Genomic DNA, 19,890 nt, shown 5'->3' on the forward strand with positions numbered 1-19,890 from the left:
GCTCAAGCAGCGCGAAGCGCGATAGCGCCCTTTAAATATAGCGACGCAGGCTGCGGGCCAGTTCGGTGGCCCCGTCCTTGTTGCCGCGGCGAACCTGGGGCTGGTAGGCGACCCGGGCGTGCTCGATGCAATAGACGCCTTCCGAGGCGCGGCGGCCGCAGAAGCTGAACTCGCGCGACGACGGATCGCCGATCGGCCATTTGCACATGTGCGCGCCCAGGGTCATCACCGTGGCCGTGCCGGGCATTTCCGGCGGACGCTCGGGCGTCGGCGGAACGGGCGCGTTGGGGCGCAGCTGGGCCGTCTCGATACGGCGCGGAGCCGACGGCTGGGCCGGGGCTGCGGGCCGCGGACGGGCGGCGCGGAAGGTGGTGCGGGCCGGTTGCGACGGCGCGGCGCGGCCCGACAGGCCGAGACGGTGCACCTTGCCGATCACGGCGTTGCGGGTGACGCCGCCTCCCAGTTGTTTGGCGATCTGGCTGGCTGACTGGCCCTCAAGCCAGAGCTTCTTCAGCGCGCCTACGCGGTCTTCGGTCCAGCCTGCGGTCATGCCACCCTCCCCGGGGTAATCAGATCAATATCTAGGGGCACCGGCTCCGTTCGGGAGGCAGCGCCTACCACCACTTGTAAACGAGACGTTAACGGACGCAACATCTGCGAATCAGTGTGTCCACAGAAACCACATGTTGAATCGTCGGTATGTGAAACGCCTGTGGGCGGCCCCGCCTTGCGCCGGGGCCTTGCCGGGGGCATCTGGCGGACATGACTGATCTCGCTTCCACCCGCCCGTCCGGCCTGCCGTCGCCCCGTCGCTACAACGGCATCAACTGGATCGGGGTCCAGACCCTGTATCTGCGCGAGGTGCGGCGCTTCTGGAAGGTGGGGGCCCAGACCGTGGCCGCCCCGGTGGTGACGACCCTGCTCTATATGCTGGTCTTCGTCGTGGCTCTGAAGGATGCGCGGCCGCCGCTGCACGGCACGCCCTTCGCCGAGTTCGTCGCGCCCGGCCTGATCATGATGGCCATTCTCAACAATGCCTTCGCCAATGCCTCATCCAGCCTGATCCAGGCCAAGATCATGGGCACGGCCACCGACTTCCTGACCCCGCCGCTCAGCCCGCTGGAACTGACCATCGGCTTCTCGCTGGGCGCGGCGACGCGCGGCATGGTGGTCGGGCTGGTCACCGCCGTCTGCGTGCTGCCGTTCGCGAAGCTGGGGGTCACCAATCTGTTCGCCATCCTGTGGTTCGGCATCGTCGCCTCCCTGCTGATGGGGATGCTGGGGGTTCTGGCCGGGCTGTGGTCCGAGAAATTCGACCATCTGTCGGCGGTGCAGAATTTCGTGGTCATGCCGATGACCTTTCTCAGCGGCACCTTCTATCCGATCGAACGCCTGCCCGAGCCGTTCCGCTCGATCAGCCATTTCAACCCCTTCTTCTATCTGATCGACGGCTTCCGCTCCGGCTTCATCGGCCATGCCGACGGCAGTCTGATGATCGGTGTGGTGGTCAGCGCGGTCCTGACCCTGGCCCTGGCCGTGGCCTGCTGGCTGGTGTTCCGGTCCGGATGGCGGCTGAAGAGCTAGGCCGCAAACGTCGCCGGGCCGGTGTTGACTACGTCGCCCGCCCGTCCGACAAGATCGACCCCTGATCCAGCGGTCCCGGCGCATCCTGCGGCGGGGCCGTCTCGCTTTTGGAGGTTGCGTCCATGTCCGGTCATCTGATGGGTGTCTATAATCGTGCTCCGGTCGAGGTGGAGCGCGGCGAAGGGTCCCGACTGTATGCGGCGGACGGCACGGTCTATCTGGACTGCGTCATGGGCATCTCGACCAATGCGCTGGGCCATGCCCACCCCAAGCTGGTCCAGGCGGTCAAGGACCAGGCTGAGAAGCTCTGGCATGTCTCCAACATCTTCAAGATTCCGGGCCAGGAGGCGCTTGCCGACGCCCTGTGCGAAAAGTCCTTCGCCGACGTCGTCTTCTTCACCAACTCCGGCACCGAAGCCGTCGAGTGCGCCCTGAAGACGGCGCGCAAATATCATTCGGCCAACGGCCAGCCCGAGCGGATCGACATCTACGGCTTTGACGGCTCGTTCCACGGCCGCACCTATGGCGCCATCAACGCCGCCGCCAACCCCAGCTATACCGATGGCTTCGGTCCGCCGATGGCCGGCTTTCACCAGCTGAAATGGGGCGACCACGACGCCATCAAGGCGGCCATCGCCCAGCCGACCACCGCCGCCATCATCGTCGAGCCCGTGCAGGGCGAGGGCGGCTGCCGCGCCATGCCGGAACAGTGCCTGCGTGGCCTGCGCGAGCTGTGCGACGAACATGGCGTCCTGATCATCTTCGACGAGGTCCAGTGCGGCATGGGCCGGACCGGCAAGCTGTGGGCCCATGAATGGGCTGGCATGGCCCCGGACATCATGGCCATCGCCAAGGCCCTCGGCGGCGGCTTCCCGGTCGGGGCCTGCCTGGCCACGGCCGAGGCGGCCAAGGGCATGACCGTCGGGGCGCACGGCTCGACCTTCGGCGGCAATCCGCTGGCCATGGCGGTCGGTAACGCCGCCTTCGAGGAGATTTCGAAGCCGGAGACCCTGGCCAACGTCAACGAGATCGCCGGCTATCTGAAGCAGCAGCTGCACGGGCTGAAGGAACGCTTCCCGGACGTCATCGCCGATGTGCGCGGCAAGGGGTTGCTGATCGGCATCAAACTGATCCCGAACAACCGCGAATTCATGGGCTGGGCCCGCGACGAGAACCATCTGCTGGTGGCCGGGGGTGGCGACAATTGCGTGCGCATGCTGCCACCGCTGAACTTCACCCGCGACGATGCGGCCGAGGCGATCGCCCGCTTCGAGAAGACCTGCGAATTCGCGCGCGGCAAGATGGCGGGCTAGGCGGATGGTGCGGCATTTTCTCGATATCCATCGGCTGTCGGCCGAAGACCTGCGCGGCATTCTGGATGACGCCCATGCCCGCAAGGCCGCCCGCAAGGGCTGGCCCAGGGGGCGGGTCGACGCCGATGCGCCGGCCACGGATCATGTGCTGGCGATGATCTTCGAGAAGAATTCGACCCGCACCCGCTTCAGCTTCGACGCCGCCATCCGCCAGCTGGGCGGGGACTCGATCATCGCCAATGCCGGGGATATGCAGCTGGGTCGCGGTGAGCCGGTCGAGGATACGGCCCGCGTCCTGTCGCGCATGGTCGATGCGGTGATGATCCGCGCCAACAGCCATGACGACGTCGAACGGTTCGCCCGCGTCGCCACCGTGCCGGTGATCAACGGCCTGACCGACCGCAGCCATCCGTGCCAGATACTGGCCGACCTGCAGACCATCGAGGAACAGCGCGGCCCGATCGCCGGCAAGACCCTGGCCTGGGTCGGGGACGGCAACAACGTCTGTCACAGCTTCATGCATGCGGCCCCGAAATTCGGCTTTCGCTTCAACGTCGCCTGCCCGGCCGACTACCATCCCGACCTGCGCGACCTGGCCCGGGGCGGCGACCATGTCACCCTGACCAGCGATCCGCGCGAGGCGGTGGCCGGGGCCGATGTGGTGATCACCGACACCTGGGTGTCGATGGGCGACGGCGACTATGAGGACCGGCTGGCGGCGTTCGAGGCCTATACGGTCGACGAGTCTCTGATGGCCACGGCCGCGTCCGATGCCGTCTTCCTGCACTGTCTGCCGGCGCACCGCGGCGAGGAGGTCACCGATGCGGTGATCGACGGTCCGCAGTCGCTGGTCTGGGACGAGGCCGAGAACCGCATCCACGCCCAGAAGGCCGTTCTGGCCTGGTGTCTGGCGGGCGGCTGAACCCGGTCGGCGACCGGGTCGGTCAGTAGGGTCGCTGCGGCACGCCGAACAGGGTGCCGAGATGGATCGCCAGGATGAAGACCGACGCCGCCGACAGCAGCATGATGAAGCGCCACGGGACCATGCGTACGCCCCTGCGCGGATCCCACGGTCGCGCGCCGCGCCAGCCGGCGAAGGCGGTCAGGGCCACGGCCGCGGCCAGCAGGGTCAGGGTCAGGGGCAGGTCCACGCGTCAGCAGATGGCGGGTGCCGCGTCTCCGCGCAAGGCCGAATTCCTTGCCGGAAGGTTAATCTTCACGACTGGTTAACCATGATCAGGCGAGAAATCGGCGGGTCGGGAGCGCTGTCCACAGGAAGATCGGTCGCACCCTACATCTTGGGGTTAACCATGCGTTTACACCCCTGATCTGGGCGTCTAGCGTCCAGTCTGTAGGTCGGGAGGCGAATCAAGTGAGCGCAGCCGCGCCGTGGAGCGTGAAGGGTATCGAGCCCAAGGCGCGCGAGATCGCCAAGGATCTCGCGCGGCGCTCAGGCATGACGCTTGGCGAGTGGCTGAACACGATGATTCTCGAAGACGATGATGACGGGGTCGTGCCCCTGTCGCGTCGCGAGCACGCCGCAGAGTCCATTGATCGTCGCGGACGCTACCGCCGCGTCGATGACGCCTATTCGACCCCGGATGCCCCGTGGGACCGGCTGAGCGCGTCGGTCGACGCCATCGCCGCCCGGCTGGAAGCGTCGGAGCGCCGCTCGACGGTCGCCATCCAGGGGGTCGACCAGGCTGTGACCGGACTGGTCCGGCGGCTGGAAAACCAGGATCAAAAGACCGACGCCTCGGGTCGCCGTATCGACGATATCGCCGAGGAGCTGCGCGAGGGCCACAAACGGCTGCGCCGGTTTGAGCAGGAGGTCGGTCCGCGGACCGTCGAGACCTTCAGCAAGGTCGAGACCACCCTGGGGAGTCTGGCCGGGCGGCTGTATGACATCGAGGAGCGTCAGCGTTCGGGCGTGAACGAGCTGCGCCAACGTATGGACGCGGTCGAAAAGGTCGCCGGGCCCGGTGCCGGGACGGACATGATGGCCGCCGTGGCGGCGCGTCTGGACGCGGCCCAGGCCACGACCGGTGAGGCGCTGCGCGGCCTGGAGCGGGCCTTTGCCGGTCTCGATCAGCGGCTGCGGGCGGCCGAGACCCGGGGCGGGCCTGAGGCCTCCCAGGAGGCGGCCCGGTTCGAGAAGCTGGCCGAGACCCTGTCGCGTCAGGTCGAGACCAATCGCACCGAGATGATGCGCCGGCTGGACACGGCCGAGACCGAAAACCGCATGGCGCGGATCGAGCAGACCGTCCTGTCGATCGGTGAACAGGCCCGGACCGCCGAGCAGCGCTCGGCCCAGGCCGTCGAGGCCATGGGTCGTGAGGTTCTGCGCATTGCCCAGAACCTGAACGGTCGGGTCGCGGCGATCGAGACGGACGTACCGGCGCGGCTGGACCGCCTCGGCGCGACCCTGTCCCAGAAGGTCGAACAGGACATCGGCCGCTACACCCAGGCCGTGGATCACAAACTGGTCGCCGCCGAGGACCGTCACGTCCTGGCGCTGGAGAAGCTGGGTGGCGAGATCACCCGGATCTCCGACCGGCTCAGCGACCGCATCGCCCAGTCCGAGCGCCGCTCGTCCCAGGCGCTGGACGATATTGCCAAACGCCTGACCGACAGCACCGCCACCGTCGAGCAGCGGTTCGAGCGCACCTCGGGCGAGCTGGCCGAACGCGTTCGCCTGAGCGAGCAGCGCACCGCCCAGCTTCTGGCCGATGCCCGCGAAAGCTTGGAACAACGCAGTGCCGCCGCCGCCGTGACCGCCGGCAAGGCCACCGTGGTTCGACCGGACTGGCGCGCGACCGCCTTCCAGGACGACGATTTCAGCAACAGTTTTGAAGATGACGCGGCCTGGACCGACGTGGCCATCACCGGCGAGTCCGACCCTGCGCCGTTCCCGGCACCGTTCATGGAGGCCGCGGCCCCCGAGCCGGCCGCCCTTGTCGAACCCGCCCCGACGGCCGCCGCCATCGCCGCCGAGGTCGTGCGCGAGGCCGTGCTGCGCGCGCCGGAGCCTGAGCCGGTCGTCATCGCCGATCCCGAGCCGGTCAATGTGCCGTTCGGTCGCCCGTCCGCGGCCACTTCGCCGATGGCCGGCTTCGGCGGGGCCGATGTTTCGGATGCGCTGGAGGCAACCGCCGCCGTCGCCCCCACCGTCCCCGACGCGGAGACGGATGATTTCGCCGCCGAGACGGATTTCGTCGACCCCCGCGCCCTGCGCGCCGCCGCCGCCGCCGGCCGGGCCAGCACGACCCGCCAGGCGATCGAGGCGGCCCGCGCCGCCATGGCCCCCGCCGAGGTCGAGGCCCCGGCCCGTTCAGGCTTCGGTCTGAAGAGGGGCGGCAAGTCCCGGCTGCAGGAACGTCTCGACAAACAGGCCGCCCGCGACGGCGGCACGGTCCGCAAGGCGCTCGGGGCTTCGGCCGCAGCCGTGTGCCTCGTGGTTGGAGGCACCTATGCCTATGACCAGCTGACCGGCGAGGGCGGCCTCCCGCAGTTCTCGCTGGGTGGATTCGGTGGCGGGTTCGGTGCCGGTGCCAATGCCGCCGCGGGCCCCATGCTGGCCCTGGCCACCAGCCCGACGACCACCTTGCCTCCACCGCCCTCGACCGGGGCAGTATCCGAAGGCGAGGCCCTGTACGCCAGTGCGGTTGAGCAACTGGACGCCGGCGACGTGCTCGGGGTCGAGACCCTGACCCGTTCGGCCAGCCTCGGCAATACGACCGCCCAGACGCATCTGGCCGGCTTGTTCGAGACCGGCGACAACGGTGTGGCCATCAATCTCGAGGAAAGCCGTCGGTGGGTCCGGCGCGCGGCCGAGGGTGGCAATGCGCGCGGCATGCACAATTACGGCCTGTATCTGTTCGAAGGCGTCGGCGGTCCGCGTAATGGTGCCGAGGCCCTGGCGTGGCTGCTGAAGGCGGCCAGGACCGGTCTTGTCGACAGCCAGTACAATGTCGCCCGAATCTATGAGAACGGCGCGGAGGGCGTGGCCCCCAACGCCGGCGAAGCCTACAAATGGTACATGATTGCTGCCCGCGCCGGCGACGAGGATGCCCGTGCCGCGGCGGACCGCCTCGGCCCGTCAGTTCCGGCTTCAGCCCGCCGGGTGGCCAGGGCCGCCGCAGAAACGTTCGAGGCCGCGCCCCTGGCCTAGGTTTCGACCGAATATTGATCGATGACACCCGCCTGTCGCGTGCATCGGGTGGCGGCCTGCCTCCCGGACCGCTAAGAGGTTTTCACCGTCGCCTTCCCGGCGCCTAGCGTTCGTTCCAGCCGAAGGCGCGTCCTTTGGATATCTATCTTCCGATCGCCGAGGTTTCGGTGAACTGGCCGTTCCTGGTGATCCTGGGCGCGGTCGTTGGATTCGTGTCCGGTCTGTTCGGGATCGGGGGCGGGTTTCTGATGGCCCCGATCCTGGTGTTCATGGGCATCCCGCCGACCGTGGCGGTGGCCAGCCAGGCCAGCCACGTCGTGGCCTCCTCGACCTCCGGTGTGATCAGCTATTCCGGCCAGGGTCTGGTCGACTACCGCATCGGTGGAATCATGGCCGGGGGCGGGGCCCTGGGGGCGCTGCTCGGCGTCGAGATCTTCCGCTATCTGCGCCTGCTCGGACAGGCCGACCTGGCGGTGGCCGTGTCCTATCTGCTGTTCCTCGGTGTCATCGGTTCGCTGATGCTGAAGGAGAGCCTGACCGAAATCCTGCGCCGGCGGCGCGGCGAGACGGCTCCGCGCAAGGTGCGCCGTCGCCCGATGTGGCTGTATGGCCTGCCGTTCCGCATGCGGTTCCCGCGCTCGGGTCTCTACATCAGCGTCATCCCCCTGATCGCCCTGGGCGGGTTCGTCGGCATATTGTCGGCCATCATGGGCGTCGGTGGCGGCTTCATCCTTATCCCGGTGATGCTGTATGTGCTGCGGATGCGGGCCAGTGTCGTCGTCGGCACCAGCCTGTTCCAGATCATCATCACCACCGCCATTACGACCGTGCTCCAGGCCGGACGCAACCAGACGGTGGATATCGTCCTGTCCAGCCTTCTGCTGTTCGGCGGCGTGGTCGGGGCCCAGTTCGGGGCCCGGCTGTCCGGCCGGTTCCGGGCCGAGGAACTGCGCGCGGTGCTCGGCCTGATCGTCCTGCTGGTCGGTATCCAGATGGGGCTGGAGTTGTTCGTGCGGCCGGGGGATCTGTTCAGCCTGGCACCGGGGGTGGCAGGATGATGCTGCAACTGCAGCCACCGCCTCCGGCCTATGAGGCCCCGGCCCCGGAACGGTCCGTGGCGACCCAGGGTGACCTGCGGGTCGCCGCCGCCCTGACCGACGCCCGGGTGCGGGTCGACTCCGGGTTCCGCGGGGCCTCCATCGTCCTGTACGGGGCGGTGTTCAATCCGACCGATCGGCCCGCCGATGTCGTGGTGGTGGTTCGCGGGCCTGATGCGCCGGTGCGTCTGGTCAAGAAGTCGCGCACGCTCGGGGTCTGGCTCAACAGCCGGCCGGTGCTGTTCGAGGGGGCTCCGGGCTTCTACATGACGGCCTCGACCCGGCCACTGGGCGATATCGCCGATTTCGGCCAGTTGCGCCGTCTCGGCGTCGGGGTCGACCACCTGCGGATCGATGCGCCCGAGGAGTCCAGCACCGTGACCCGCTATGGGGTGCGCGACGTCGTCATCAGCCGGCTGGGCGAGGACTATCTGGACTGGCGCCGGGCCGTGATCCGGCTGCGTGAGGCCGCGGCCCTGTACAATACCGATCCCGAAGGGGTCCAGTTCGTCGACAAGGGGCTGTTCCGGGCCGAGGTCGACCTGCCGACGGTGGCCCCGACCGGTCAGTATTTTGCCGAGGTCTGGCTGTTCCAGGACGGGGCCCCGGCCTCGGTCTCCAACCTGACCCTGACGGTGGAAAAGGTCGGCATCGAGCGCGACGTCTATGAGTTCGCCCACCGCCAGCCCTGGATCTACGGGATTCTGTGCGTGCTGTTGGCCGCCTTCACCGGATGGGCCGCGAGCCGGATATTCCGACGCAACTGATCGCCGGCCGGTCAGTCGCCCCGCTTCAGCGCGCCCGTCAGTGTGGATGCCAGATCGCCGTGCTCGACCACCTCGACGCGGTCCAGACCCAGCCAGCGCGCGGCGAGGCGCAACTCTTCGGCCAGGGCCCCGGGTGTTTCGCCATCGGCGTCCGGCTCGCGCCAGGCGGCCTGGACACGCAGGACACCGGCCTTGCGGTCGGCCTTGAGGTCGATCCGGGCGGTGATGGCCTCGTCCTGCAGGAAGGGCAGGACATAGTAGCCATGCACCCGTTTGTGGGCCGGGGTGTAGATCTCCAGCCGGACCCGGACCCCGAACAGCCGCTCGGTCCGTTCGCGGAACCAGATCAGATTGTCGAACGGCGACAGCAGGGCCCGGGCGGCGATGCGCCGGGGTTTGCGACAGGCCGGGACCATGAACGCCGGTTTGTCCCAGCCCTCGACCGTCACCGGCACCAGTTCGCCCGCCTCGACCAGCTCGCCGATCCGGGCGCGGGCGTCGGCCAGCGGCAGGCGGAAATAGTCGCGCAGGTCCGCGGCGGTGGCCACGCCCATGGCCCGGGCGGAAATCCACACCAGCTGGCGCTGGGCCTCGGCCTCGGTCGGGGTCGGCCGGTCGAGGACGGCGGCGGGCAGGGTCCGGTGGGGCAGGTCATAGACGCGCTCAAATCCCCGGCGAGTGGCGGTGGTGATCTTGCCGGCCCAGAACAGCCATTCCAGCGCCCGTTTGCCATCGGACCACGACCACCAGCCGGGCGCGCCGCGCGGGCCGGCGGCGAAATCGCCGCCGGTGACCGGGCCGCGCTGTTCGATCTCGGCCAGGATGCCGTCGATATAGGCGCGCCGTTCGCGGCCGAACCGGGCGGTGCCGCTCCAAAGACCCTCGCCGGCCTCGGCCCGGGCCATGCGCCAGCGGAACAGCGGCTGGCTGTCCAGCGGCAGCAGTGAGGCCTCATGGCCCCAGTATTCGAAGAAACTGGGTGTCCGGCCCCAGGCCTCGGCCTCGAGGGTTTCGCGTGGATAATGACCCAGGCGGGAGAAGGCCGGCAGATAGTGGGTGCGGCTGACGACATTGACGCTGTCGATCTGGATCACGCCCAGATCACGGGCGGTCTGGCGTAGATGCCGCGCCGCTGCGGTGTCGGGCCGGGCGACGCCGAAACCCTGGGCGGCCAGGGCGATGCGCCGGGCCTGGGCCGCCGACAGGTGCACCGGCCCGGTCACACCGCGACCTAACGGGCCGCGAACTCGCTGAGCGCGTCGATCACCGCCCGGTTCTGGTCCTCGGTGCCGATGGTGATGCGCAGGCAGTCGGGCAGGCCATAGCCGCCGACGGCGCGGACGATGATGCCCTTGCCGTTCAGATAGTCGTTGGCGGCTGTGGCGTTGCGGGCCTCATCAGGGAAGCGGACCATGACGAAATTACCGGCGCTGGGCATGACCTCGAAGCCGAAGCCGCGGATGGCCTGGGTCAGGCGCGGCCGCCAGGTCTGGACCAGGTCGCGCGAGGCCTTCTGGTGGGCCTCGTCGCCGAGGGCGGCGGTGGCCGCTTCCAGCCCGGGCACCGAGACGTTGAACGGCAGGCGGATACGGTCGACCGCCTCGGCCACGGCCAGCGGGGCATAGCCGAAGCCGATGCGCAGACCGCCGAGGCCGTGGATCTTGGAGAAGGTGCGGGTGACGACGATGTTGGCGGCGTCGCGGGCCAGGGGGAAGGCAGTCTCCCAGTCGGGCTCGACCACGAATTCGGCATAGGCCTCGTCAACCACCAGCAGGATGTGGGCCGGCAGGGCCGCGTGCAGGCGACGGATCTCCTCGTCGCTGTTGTAGCTGCCGGTCGGGTTGGACGGGTTGGAGACATAGACGATGCGGGTGCGGGCATCGACCTGTTCGAGCAGGGCCTCGACCTCGGCCTTGTAGCCGGGCTCGGGGGCCAGTTTGACCTCGGCCTGGTTGGCCTTGGCCGAGATGCGATAGGCGAGGAAGCCGTACTGGCCGGTGACGATATTGTCGCCCGGGGTCAGATAGGTCTGGTTCAGCAGGGCGAAGACCTCGTCCGAGCCATTGCCGAAGATCAGCCGGTCAGGCTCCAGCCCGTGATGGTCGGCGACGGCGGTCCGCAGCCTGGCGGCGCGTCCGTCCGGATACAGATGAATGTCGCCGATGGCGGCGGCATAGGCCTCGCGCGCCTTCTCACCGGCCCCGAGGGCATTCTCGTTCGACGACAGCTTCATCGGCTCGGCGATACCGGCGATCGACGACTTGCCGCCGACATAGGGGGCGATGTCGAGGATTCCGGGCTTGGCGATCGGACCCTCGGCGGCGGAGGCAGTCGTGTCGTCGGTCATGCGGGGATCCCTGGTATCAGAAGACCGGGGCCGCACCGATAATGCCGGTGAGGCTGCCCGGAGCGCCGGTCAGGCGCGGGTCGTCGGCCTGCACATAGCCCGCCAGCATGAACAGCTTCAAGCCGCCCGTCGCGATCAGCGGTGAGGCGACCAGTCCGGCGGCCTCGAGGGCCGTGGTGATTTTCGCCTCGGGAGCCGGGCTGTCACTGACCCAGAAGGTGCGGTCGTCGCCGGTGGGGCCCGGGGCGCGGGTCTCGATCATCAGGGCCTGGGGCCGGCCGTGACGGTCGTCAGGCAGGGCACCGGTGACCTGCAGGGCCGGTCGTGCCAGCAGCATACCCCACCAGGGCCTGCCGCCGCCCAGGTCGATCAGGGCACGTCCGCTGCCCTGCACCGTCGCCAGCGCCGCCTCGGCGTCCGCTGCCGACTGGATCGTCAAGCCATAGCGGTCGACCGCCAGCAGCCGGGCCGCCGGCCCCCAGACCGTCAGCGGGCCGCCCGTGGCCACGTCCAGTCGACCCAGAAGGGCGCGCAATACGGCGACGTCGCCGGTGTCGGCCTCTTCGAGTCGCGCGCGAATGGCGAGGATATCGGCATCCACGGAGGTCCGTGATCCGGCCGCGATCCGGGCCCGGACGGCGGCCAGCAGAGCCTGATCCAGCGCGTCCAGGGCTGGATCGACCGGCGGCTCGACCAGCATCAGAACAGTTTCGGCGCGGGGGCCAGGGCGAAAGGGCCCAGCCAGGTACGGCCGTCACGGAAGACCAGGGGCAGGCTGACGGCCGAGGTGTCACCGGTCAGGGCCGTCGCCGTGGCGGCTCCGGCGGCTGCGGCCCGGTCGACGCCGGAGACGCCGGAACGGGCCAGGCCGGCGAGGGCGGGCAGGGGCTTGTCGGCGGTCAGGGCGACGCTGCCTCGCAGGCGGCCATCCGGTCCGGCGGTCAGGGTGTCGCTGGACAGGGTCGCGGTGCTGACTCCGGCCTTCAGTTCACCGCGCACGGCCGTGAAACGACCACCTGCGCCGGCCCAGGCCCTGAGGTCGCCGATCATGGTCCGGCCACGCTGATGGTCGGCCCCGTCGATCGTGGTCTCGATCCAGCCGCCGACCGGGCCCTGGACAGCGAGGCCGTCGAGAACGCCACCCGGTCTCGCCCGGGCCTCGGTCAGGCGGAACAGGACGTCGACAGCCCCGGTCGTTGCCGTCCCGGCGGTTCCGGCGGGGCCGTCGACCATATGCGGCCGGGCCACGATCTGCAGTTGATCGGCGCGCAGGATGGGGAAGGGGGCGGCCCCGGGATGCGGGGTGAAGACCGGCTGGTCCAGCTGGATGCGCAGGTCGGGGAAGTTGGCCCGGAGGTGGCTGAGGCTCATGCGCAGGGCGTCGCCGCGCACCGCCACCTTGCCCATGTTCGGCCGGGTCAGGACCAGACCGTCCGGGGCGACGATCACCCATTTGTCCGGATTGTAGGTATTGGCCTCGGCGACCAGGGCCGGGGCCGCGATCGCGTGGCCGTCGGGGGCGGTCACGGTGGGATAGGCAATGGCGATCCGGGTCCGGAACGGCCAGCCGGTGGTGGTGATCCGGCCGTGGCCGATATCCCAGCCCGCGGCCCGCATCTCGACCGTCCGGGCCTCGATCCCGGTCTCGATCCGATGCGTCAGATAGAACCACCAGCCGGTCCATCCCGCCAGAACGGCCAGGGCGATGAACAGCGGGACATAGAGGCCTGTACGGCTGTGGCGTCGGATCGGCGGGGTCACGGTCATGCCCGGTGAGTATCAGGCGACCACGGCCAAAAAAAGCTGGGAAATGGCTTCAACCCGGCGAGGGCGATCCCGGGACGGCCAGGAAGCCCGCGACCGTCTCGACCGCCTCGGCCAGACCCATGCGCAGCACCTCGGTGCCCGGCGGCAGGCCGGCGAACAGTCGCGTCGGGGTGGCGGCGTCCAGCATCACGAACACCCCCTTGTCATCGCCGCGCCGGATCAGGCGGCCGAAGGCCTGGGCGATGCGGGCCCGGGCCAGGGCGTCGTCATAGGCCCGGCCCTGGGCTCCCTGTCCGCCGAACCGTTCGCGCCGGGCCCGGTGCAGCAGGTCCGGCCGCGGCCACGGCACCCGGTCGAAGGCGAGGATGCGCAGGGACCGGCCCGGCACATCGACCCCGTCGCGCACGGCGTCGGTGCCCAGCAGGCAGGAATCCTGTTCGGCCCGGAACACATCGACCAGGGCCCCGACCTCCAGCGGATCGACGTGCTGGGCGTAGAGGGGGATGCCCTCGCGGGCCAGATCCGGCCCCAGACGCTCATAGACCGCCTTCAGCCGGCGGATGGCGGTGAACAGACCCAGGCCGCCGCCGCCGGCGGCCAGGAACAGTTCCCGCATCGCCGCCGCCGTCTGGCGCGCGTCGTCCTTGACCAGGTCGTTGACGACGATGACGCGGCTGTGGGCGGCATAGTCGAACGGGCTCTCGACCTTCAGGGTCCGGGCCGGTTCGATCAGCCGGGCCGAACCGGTGCGCATCCGGGCCATGTCGAACGGGTCGCCGCCCTCGCCCGTCGCCATCGGGTCGGACAGGGTGGCGCTGGTCACCAGCACCCCGTGGGCGGGCATGATCACCGCCGCCTCCAACGGCACCGTCGGGTCGATCCAGTGGCGGCGCAGGGCCACGTCATGGATGCGGCCGAAGGCGGCCTCGGCCGACAGCCAGTCGACGAAATCGGGATCCGCCTCGTCACTGCCCTCGTCCAGCGCCGCCAGCATCGACCGCCAGCCGGGCAGGGTCATGCGGGCGCGGCGGTCGAGGCCACGCAGGGCCCCCTCGATCCGGGCGCGCTGGGCCCCGTCCAGCTCGGTTGCCTCGTCGTCCAGCACATCTTCCAGATGGCGCGACAGGGCCAGTAGCGGGGCCTCGACGGCGGCCAGGGCCCGGGCGGCGGCGCGGGCGGCCTCCAGCACCGGTTCGTTGACCGGCCGCAGCGCGCATTCCATGCCGAATTCGATGCCGCCGGGTCCGCCGGTCTCGGAGGTCCGCGCCCGCAGCTGGTCCAGCGCCGCCAGCAGGAAGGTCTCGATCGGCCCGATCGGATTGACCTCGCCCGAAGCCGGGGCGATGCGGCCCGACACCCCCTCGCCGGGCAGTTGTGCGGCGGCGCGCACGGCGTCGTTCAGCGCCTTCTGGGCCGCCTCATTGTCCGCGCACAGATCACCCAGCCGCTGCTCCAGCCCGCGCCCGCGTCGACCGCGTCCTTCCGGCCCCCGGATCCAGCGCCGCAGCTCGGCCGCCTCCTGACCCGAAAGGCAGGCGGAGAAGGCACTGTCGGCGGCGTCGAACAGATGGTGGCCCTCGTCGAAGACGATGCGTTTCAGGGCCGCGGTCTCGCCGTCCTGTTTCAGCCCCCGGGCCGAGCGGGCTCCGTCGAAGGCCGCCTGGGTCATGACCAGCGCATGGTTGGCCACCACCAGATCGGCGCGGCGGCTTGCGCGGATGGTCTTTTCGACGAAACACAGCCGGTAGTGGGGGCAGGCCGCGTGGACGCATTCGCCGCGCCGGTCGACCAGGTTGGCGGCGCTGGCCTGCTGGCCCGATCCGACCGCGAACAGGCCGGGCAGCCAGCCCGGATAGTCGCCGCCGGTCATGTCGCCGTCGCGCGAATGTAGGGCCCAGCGCGCGGCCAGGGCCATGCCGATCAGGTCGCCATTGCCCAGTTGGGCCGCCTGGACCATGTCCTGCAGGTTCAGCAGGCACATATAGTTCTCGCGGCCCTTGCGGACCACGGCCTTGCGTTTGCGCTCGGCCGGGTCGGGCCACAGGGCGGCGCTTTCGCGGTCGATCTGCCGCTGCAGGGCCCGGGTATAGGTCGAGACCCAGGCCGCGCCCTGGTTGCGCTCGGCCCATAGTGAGGCGGGGGCCAGATAGCCCAGGGTCTTGCCGGTGCCGGTTCCGGCCTCGGCCAGCAGCATCCGCGGCCGCCCCTCCTCACTGCGCGGCGAGAAGGCATAGGCGGCCTCGGCGGCATAGTCGGACTGGGTCGGGCGGGTCTCGTCCAGACCCGAGACCTGCAGCAGCTTTTCCAGCCGGATGCGGGCGCTTTCGGAATCGACGGGGACGGACCCGGCCTCGCCGCGCGGGGCCTCATCCTCCCACTCCGCCATCCGGCTCCAGACATCGAGGCCCGAGCCGCGATACTGGCGCGCCCGCATCGGCTGGTGCTGCAGCGCCCCGGACACCCGCCAGCCCCAGCTCCAGCCCGCTTTCGACAGGGTTTCGGTCAGGGTCAGGGCGTCCTCGCGCCGCGGATAGGCCGGATCGGCCAGTTCGCGCAGCAGGGCGTCGGCGGCATGGCGCAGGGCCACGGCCTGGGCCTCGGCCCCCTTGGGTTCCACCATACCCAGGGCCAGGGCCAGGCCGCTGGGCGAGGGGGCGCAGAATTTGGCCGGGCGGACAAAGGCGAACAGCTCCAGCACATCCAGCAGGTCCGCCGAGCGCGGTGGCGGGGCCAGCCCCAGTCGCCGCGCCGTCAGACTGGCATGGGCGACCATGACCGGGGCGGTGGTAAAGGCCCCCTCGGCCGCGCCGCGCCCGATCCGCCGGGCTCCGGCCTCGTCGCAGATCGCCCCCGCCCCCGGCGGGATCGCCAGGGCGGGCGGCAGCACCAGCCACGGCTCCGCACCGGTGACGGCGGGACGGACGGCGGCGGCGAGGGCGGATTCGTCGGACACAGTCGATAGATAGCGGTTCGACGCGTGAAACGGAACGGGAACATGCTATAGACCGGTCGTGACGACCCCTGCCGCTCCCGCAACGCTGCCGCCGCTGTTCGCCGACTGGTTCGCGTCGCGTGGCTGGAGCCCGCGTCGGCACCAGCTGGAGATGGTCGCGGCGGCCGAGGCCGGGTCCCATGCCCTGCTGGTGGCCCCGACCGGGGGCGGCAAGACCCTGGCGGGCTTCCTGCCCAGCCTGATCGAACTGAGTGAACGCGGCCCGCGGCCCGCCTTCGGCCCGGGGTCGGGGGTGCATACCCTCTATATCTCGCCGCTGAAGGCCCTGACCGTCGACGTCGAGCGCAATCTGATGACCCCGATCCGCGAGATCGGGCTGAACATCCACGTCGAAAGCCGTACCGGCGACACCAAACAGTCGAAGAAGCAGCGCCAGCGCGAGTTTCCGCCGGACATATTGCTGACCACGCCCGAACAGCTGGCCCTGTTCTGCGCCTGGGACGGGGCGCGAAGCTATTTCGCCGATCTGAAATGCGTGGTGCTGGACGAGGTTCATGCCATCTGGAGCGGCAAGCGCGGCGACCTGCTCAGCCTCGCTCTGGGCCGGTTGCAGGCCTTCGCCCCCGACATGCGTCGCGTGGCCCTGTCCGCCACCGTCGACGATCCGGCCATGATCGCCGGGTGGCTGCGGCCGGGAGTGCCTGCTCCCACAGGGGGAGAAGGAAACGTACGGATCGTCCGCGGCGACCCCGGCTCTCCCCCGGTCATCGACGTGCTGGTGTCCCAGGGGCACGTCCCCTGGGCCGGCCATACGGGGCAGCACGCCATGCCCGAGGTCTATCAGGCCATCGCCGCCGCCCGGCTGACCCTGGTGTTCGTCAACACCCGCTGGCAGGCCGAATTCGTGTTCCAGCAGCTGTGGGCCATCAATGACGAGAACCTGCCGATCGCCCTGCACCACGGCTCGCTGGCGGCGGAACAGCGGCGCAAGGTGGAGGCGGCCATGGCGCGGGGCGAGCTGAGGGCGGTGGTCTGTACCTCGACGCTGGACCTCGGCATCGACTGGGGCGACGTCGATCTGGTGATCCAGCTGGCCGCGCCCAAGGGGGCGTCGCGCCTGGTGCAGCGCATCGGCCGGGCCAACCACCGGCTGGACGAGCCCAGTCGCGCCCTGATGGTCCCCGCCAGCCGGTTCGAGACCCTGGAATGCCAGGCCGCGCGCGAGGCGGTGGCCGAGAACGCCTTCGACTGGGAGCCGGTCCATGTCGGCACCCTCGATACCCTGGCCCAGCATGTGATGGGGGTGGCCTGTTCCGAACCGTTCCGGGTCGAGGCCCTGCATGCCGAGGTAACCGGCTGCGGCCCCTATCGCGACCTGTCCTATGAGGCGTTCGAGGAGGTGGTCGATTTCGTCGCCACCGGCGGCTATGCCCTGCGCACCTATGACAAATTCGCCCGGATCGTGCGGGATCGCGACGGCTTCTGGCGGGTGCGCACCCCCCAGATCGCCCAGCGCCACCGGATGAATGTCGGCACCATCGTCACCGCCGCCACCCTCAGTGTGCGGGTCGCCTCGGGCCGCGGCGGGGCCCTGCGCAACCGGATCGGCGGCCGCAAGATCGGCGAGGCCGAGGAGCATTATTTCGAACAGATGTCGCCCGGCGACACCTTCGTCTTCGCCGGACAGGTCTGGGCCTTCCAGGGCATTTCCGGCCTTGATGCCCTGGTCACCCACGCGACGGATCGCGACCCGAAAATCCCGTCCTACGGCGGGTCGAAATTTCCGCTGTCGACCTCACTGGCGGTCCGGGTGCGGGCGATGATCCAGGACCGCGACCACTGGCGGGTCCTGCCCGGCGATGTGCGGGAATGGCTGGAGCTGCAGGACCGCCGCTCGCTGATCCCGACCGCCGACTCCCTGTTGATCGAGACCTTTCAGCGCGGCGGGCGGAATTTCATGGTCTGCTATCCGTTCGAGGGGCGGCTGGCCCACACCACCCTGGCCATGCTGCTGACGCGGCGGCTGGACCGGGCCGGGGTCGGGCCGCTGGGCTTTGTCTGCACCGACTATGCCCTGGCCATCTGGGCCGTCCGGCCGCTGGACGGGCTGGTTTTCGACGACCTGTTCCAGCCCGACATGCTGGGCGACGATCTGGAAGCCTGGCTGGAGGAGAGTTTCATGATGAAGCGCAGCTTCCGCGACTGCGCCCTGATCGCCGGCCTGATCGAGCGCCGCCAGCCGGGGGCCGAGAAGAGCGGGCGGCAGGTAACCTTCTCGACCGACCTGATCTACGACGTCCTGCGCCGGCACCAGCCCGACCATTTGCTGCTCAGAACCGCCCGCGCCGATGCGGCGGCGGGCCTGCTGGACGTGGCGCGACTGGGTCAGCTGCTGGCCCGGATCGGCGGCCATATCCGTGCCGTGGCCCTCGACCGGCCCTCGCCGTTCAGCGTGCCCGTGCTGGTTCAGATCGGTCGCGAACGGGTCGGCGGTGGCGCGGCCGACATGATCCTCGAGGACTCGGCCGAGGCCCTGATCGCCGAGGTGATGGAGGAGTCGCCGTGAACGCCGCCCTGCGCGAAACCCTGTCCCCCAGCCGCCACCCGTGCGGCGGTCTGCGGGTGCGCATCGCGGGCGAGGCCTGTGTGCTGCGGGCCTCCGGGGCCTTGTGGGTCATTGCCCATCGCACCCTCATCGCCGCCGACCTGCATCTGGAGAAGGGCTCGGCCTATGCCGCCGGCGGCCAGATGCTGCCGCCCTATGACAGTGCCGCCACCCTGGAGCGGCTGGAGGTCGAGATCGCGGCCCTGGACCCCGACCGGGTCGTCCTTCTGGGCGACAGTTTCCACGACACCCGCGCCATCGGCCGCATGGCCCCGGACGACCGCGCCCGGCTGGACCGGCTGGCCGCCGCCCGCGACTGGATCTGGCTGGAGGGCAACCACGACCGGGTCGCGCTTGGCGAGGACCTGTCCGGCCTGACCGGCACGGTGGTCGAGACCCTGTCGCTGGGCCCGCTGCGTCTGGTGCATGAGCCGCAGCCCGGTGACCAGCCGGGCGAGGTCGCCGGCCACCTGCACCCGGCCGCCCGGGTCGCGGCCTACGGACGCGGCGTGCGGCGGCCCTGTTTCGTCACGGACGGATCGCGACTGATCCTGCCCGCTTTCGGGGCCTTCACCGGCGGGCTGAATGTGCGCGACCCGGCCATCGCGAGCCTGTTCGCCACCCCGCCGATGGCCGCCGCCCTGGGCCGGGACCAGGTGCATGCGCTGGCGTGGGGGACACTGCGGTAGGGACCGTCACCCCTCATTCCTGACTCGGTCGGCTTGTCATCCCGGACGCCGCGAAGCGGAGATCCGGGACGCTCATGTGCAGCAACGACAACCTCCCGGAAGCGGCGTCAGCCGCTATCCGGGAGAAGGGTCAGGCTCAGCGCGGCGGCACCCGGCTCCCGGACAATCGCGCCGCGATTTCCGGGAGGCCCCGCTCAGGAGTGTACAATCCGTCCCGGCTCGCCGCTTCGCGGCGTCCGGGATGACAATGGTGGTTCGCGCCCTACCCGGGACTGCAGGGGCCGCGACTTGGCGGTGTCTTCATTATTGCGTATTCTGAAGACGCAGCAGGAGGCGAGCCGTGTCCCGAACCACCACAATGACCGTCCGCCTCAGCGGCGCGCTGAGCGCGTTCGTTGCCTCGAACGTCGGCGAGGACGGAGCCTATGAGAACATCAGCGAATATGTGCGCGACCTCGTCCGGCGCGACATGGACCGTCGTGAGCAGGAGGCGTTCGACCGGCTGAAGGCGGAACTGACCCAGGCCTTCGCCGCGCCGGAGTCATCCTATGTCGCCCTGACCGCGGCCGAGGTCATCGCCCGCAACCGGAGCTGAGC

Annotated in this window: 16 protein-coding genes; 9 read left to right on the top strand and 7 right to left on the bottom strand. The window is 69.8% G+C overall.

The annotated features are described in order from the left end of the window. Window positions 1-31 precede the first annotated feature (31 nt). Window positions 32-550, bottom strand: coding sequence for a GcrA family cell cycle regulator (locus tag PSV00_RS06880; RefSeq protein WP_300445772.1), 519 nt, complete (start codon window positions 548-550; stop codon window positions 32-34). Window positions 551-762: 212 nt separating this feature from the next. On the opposite strand from PSV00_RS06880, the gene PSV00_RS06885 reads away from it, so the two are divergent. From PSV00_RS06885 to argF, 3 genes are all read left to right on the top strand, one after another. After that, on the top strand, window positions 763-1,584 hold the full coding sequence (locus PSV00_RS06885; RefSeq protein ID WP_300445773.1) for an ABC transporter permease: 822 nt from the start codon (window positions 763-765) through the stop codon (window positions 1,582-1,584). A 122-nt stretch (window positions 1,585-1,706) separates the two neighbouring features. Continuing rightward, complete coding sequence (locus tag PSV00_RS06890; RefSeq protein ID WP_300445774.1) at window positions 1,707-2,897, top strand: aspartate aminotransferase family protein; 1,191 nt, start codon at window positions 1,707-1,709, stop codon at window positions 2,895-2,897. Between the two features lie 4 nt (window positions 2,898-2,901). Next, a complete protein-coding gene (gene argF, locus PSV00_RS06895; RefSeq protein WP_300445775.1) occupies window positions 2,902-3,819 on the top strand; it encodes an ornithine carbamoyltransferase in 918 nt (305 codons plus the stop codon). Window positions 3,820-3,841: 22 nt separating this feature from the next. Here argF and PSV00_RS06900 read toward each other — a convergent pair whose 3' ends face one another. Next, entirely contained in the window at window positions 3,842-4,048 is a 207-nt protein-coding gene (locus PSV00_RS06900) for a hypothetical protein (RefSeq protein ID WP_300445776.1), read from the bottom strand. Between the two features lie 221 nt (window positions 4,049-4,269). Between PSV00_RS06900 and PSV00_RS06905 the strand changes: the two genes are divergently transcribed. The 3 genes from PSV00_RS06905 to PSV00_RS06915 all read left to right on the top strand — a co-directional run bounded on the left by PSV00_RS06905 (window position 4,270) and on the right by PSV00_RS06915 (window position 8,932). After that, window positions 4,270-7,068 (top strand): hypothetical protein, encoded by a 2,799-nt coding sequence (locus PSV00_RS06905; RefSeq protein WP_300445777.1) that lies wholly within the window; start codon window positions 4,270-4,272, stop codon window positions 7,066-7,068. Between the two features lie 134 nt (window positions 7,069-7,202). Next, window positions 7,203-8,126 carry a sulfite exporter TauE/SafE family protein gene (locus tag PSV00_RS06910; protein ID WP_300445778.1) on the top strand — a complete coding sequence of 308 codons (924 nt, stop codon included), beginning with the start codon at window positions 7,203-7,205 and terminating at the stop codon, window positions 8,124-8,126. Then, complete coding sequence (locus tag PSV00_RS06915; RefSeq protein WP_300445779.1) at window positions 8,123-8,932, top strand: TIGR02186 family protein; 810 nt, start codon at window positions 8,123-8,125, stop codon at window positions 8,930-8,932. Before PSV00_RS06910 ends, PSV00_RS06915 begins: the two co-directional genes overlap by 4 nt. An 11-nt stretch (window positions 8,933-8,943) precedes the next feature. Here the strand turns inward: PSV00_RS06915 and PSV00_RS06920 are convergent, their stop codons facing one another. From PSV00_RS06920 to PSV00_RS06940, 5 genes are read right to left on the bottom strand one after another with little or no spacing between them, the layout of a single operon-like run. Further along, a complete protein-coding gene (locus PSV00_RS06920; RefSeq protein ID WP_300445780.1) occupies window positions 8,944-10,155 on the bottom strand; it encodes a winged helix-turn-helix domain-containing protein in 1,212 nt (403 codons plus the stop codon). A gap of 8 nt (window positions 10,156-10,163) precedes the next feature. After that, entirely contained in the window at window positions 10,164-11,279 is a 1,116-nt protein-coding gene (gene hisC / locus PSV00_RS06925) for a histidinol-phosphate transaminase (RefSeq protein WP_300445781.1), read from the bottom strand. Between the two features lie 16 nt (window positions 11,280-11,295). Beyond that, on the bottom strand, window positions 11,296-11,979 hold the full coding sequence (locus PSV00_RS06930; RefSeq protein ID WP_300445782.1) for a hypothetical protein: 684 nt from the start codon (window positions 11,977-11,979) through the stop codon (window positions 11,296-11,298). Next, the gene (locus PSV00_RS06935; RefSeq protein WP_300445783.1) at window positions 11,979-13,046 is read right to left on the bottom strand and encodes a DUF2125 domain-containing protein; all 1,068 of its coding nucleotides are present in this window, start codon (window positions 13,044-13,046) and stop codon (window positions 11,979-11,981) included. Before PSV00_RS06935 ends, PSV00_RS06930 begins: the two co-directional genes overlap by 1 nt. Window positions 13,047-13,095: 49 nt before the next feature. Continuing rightward, window positions 13,096-15,999, bottom strand: a complete 2,904-nt coding sequence (locus tag PSV00_RS06940) for an ATP-dependent DNA helicase (RefSeq protein WP_300445784.1) — start codon at window positions 15,997-15,999, stop codon at window positions 13,096-13,098. A 58-nt stretch (window positions 16,000-16,057) separates the two neighbouring features. On the opposite strand from PSV00_RS06940, the gene PSV00_RS06945 reads away from it, so the two are divergent. From PSV00_RS06945 to PSV00_RS06955, 3 genes are all read left to right on the top strand, one after another. After that, a complete protein-coding gene (locus PSV00_RS06945; protein ID WP_300445785.1) occupies window positions 16,058-18,565 on the top strand; it encodes a ligase-associated DNA damage response DEXH box helicase in 2,508 nt (835 codons plus the stop codon). Continuing rightward, window positions 18,562-19,293, top strand: coding sequence for a ligase-associated DNA damage response endonuclease PdeM (gene pdeM, locus PSV00_RS06950; protein ID WP_300445786.1), 732 nt, complete (start codon window positions 18,562-18,564; stop codon window positions 19,291-19,293). Before PSV00_RS06945 ends, pdeM begins: the two co-directional genes overlap by 4 nt. A 340-nt stretch (window positions 19,294-19,633) precedes the next feature. Continuing rightward, a complete protein-coding gene (locus tag PSV00_RS06955; RefSeq protein WP_300445787.1) occupies window positions 19,634-19,888 on the top strand; it encodes an addiction module antitoxin in 255 nt (84 codons plus the stop codon). Window positions 19,889-19,890 lie beyond the last annotated feature (2 nt).

Origin of the sequence: Brevundimonas sp. (assembly GCF_029945885.1) — a bacterium.
Classification (GTDB): Bacteria; Pseudomonadota; Alphaproteobacteria; order Caulobacterales; family Caulobacteraceae; genus Brevundimonas.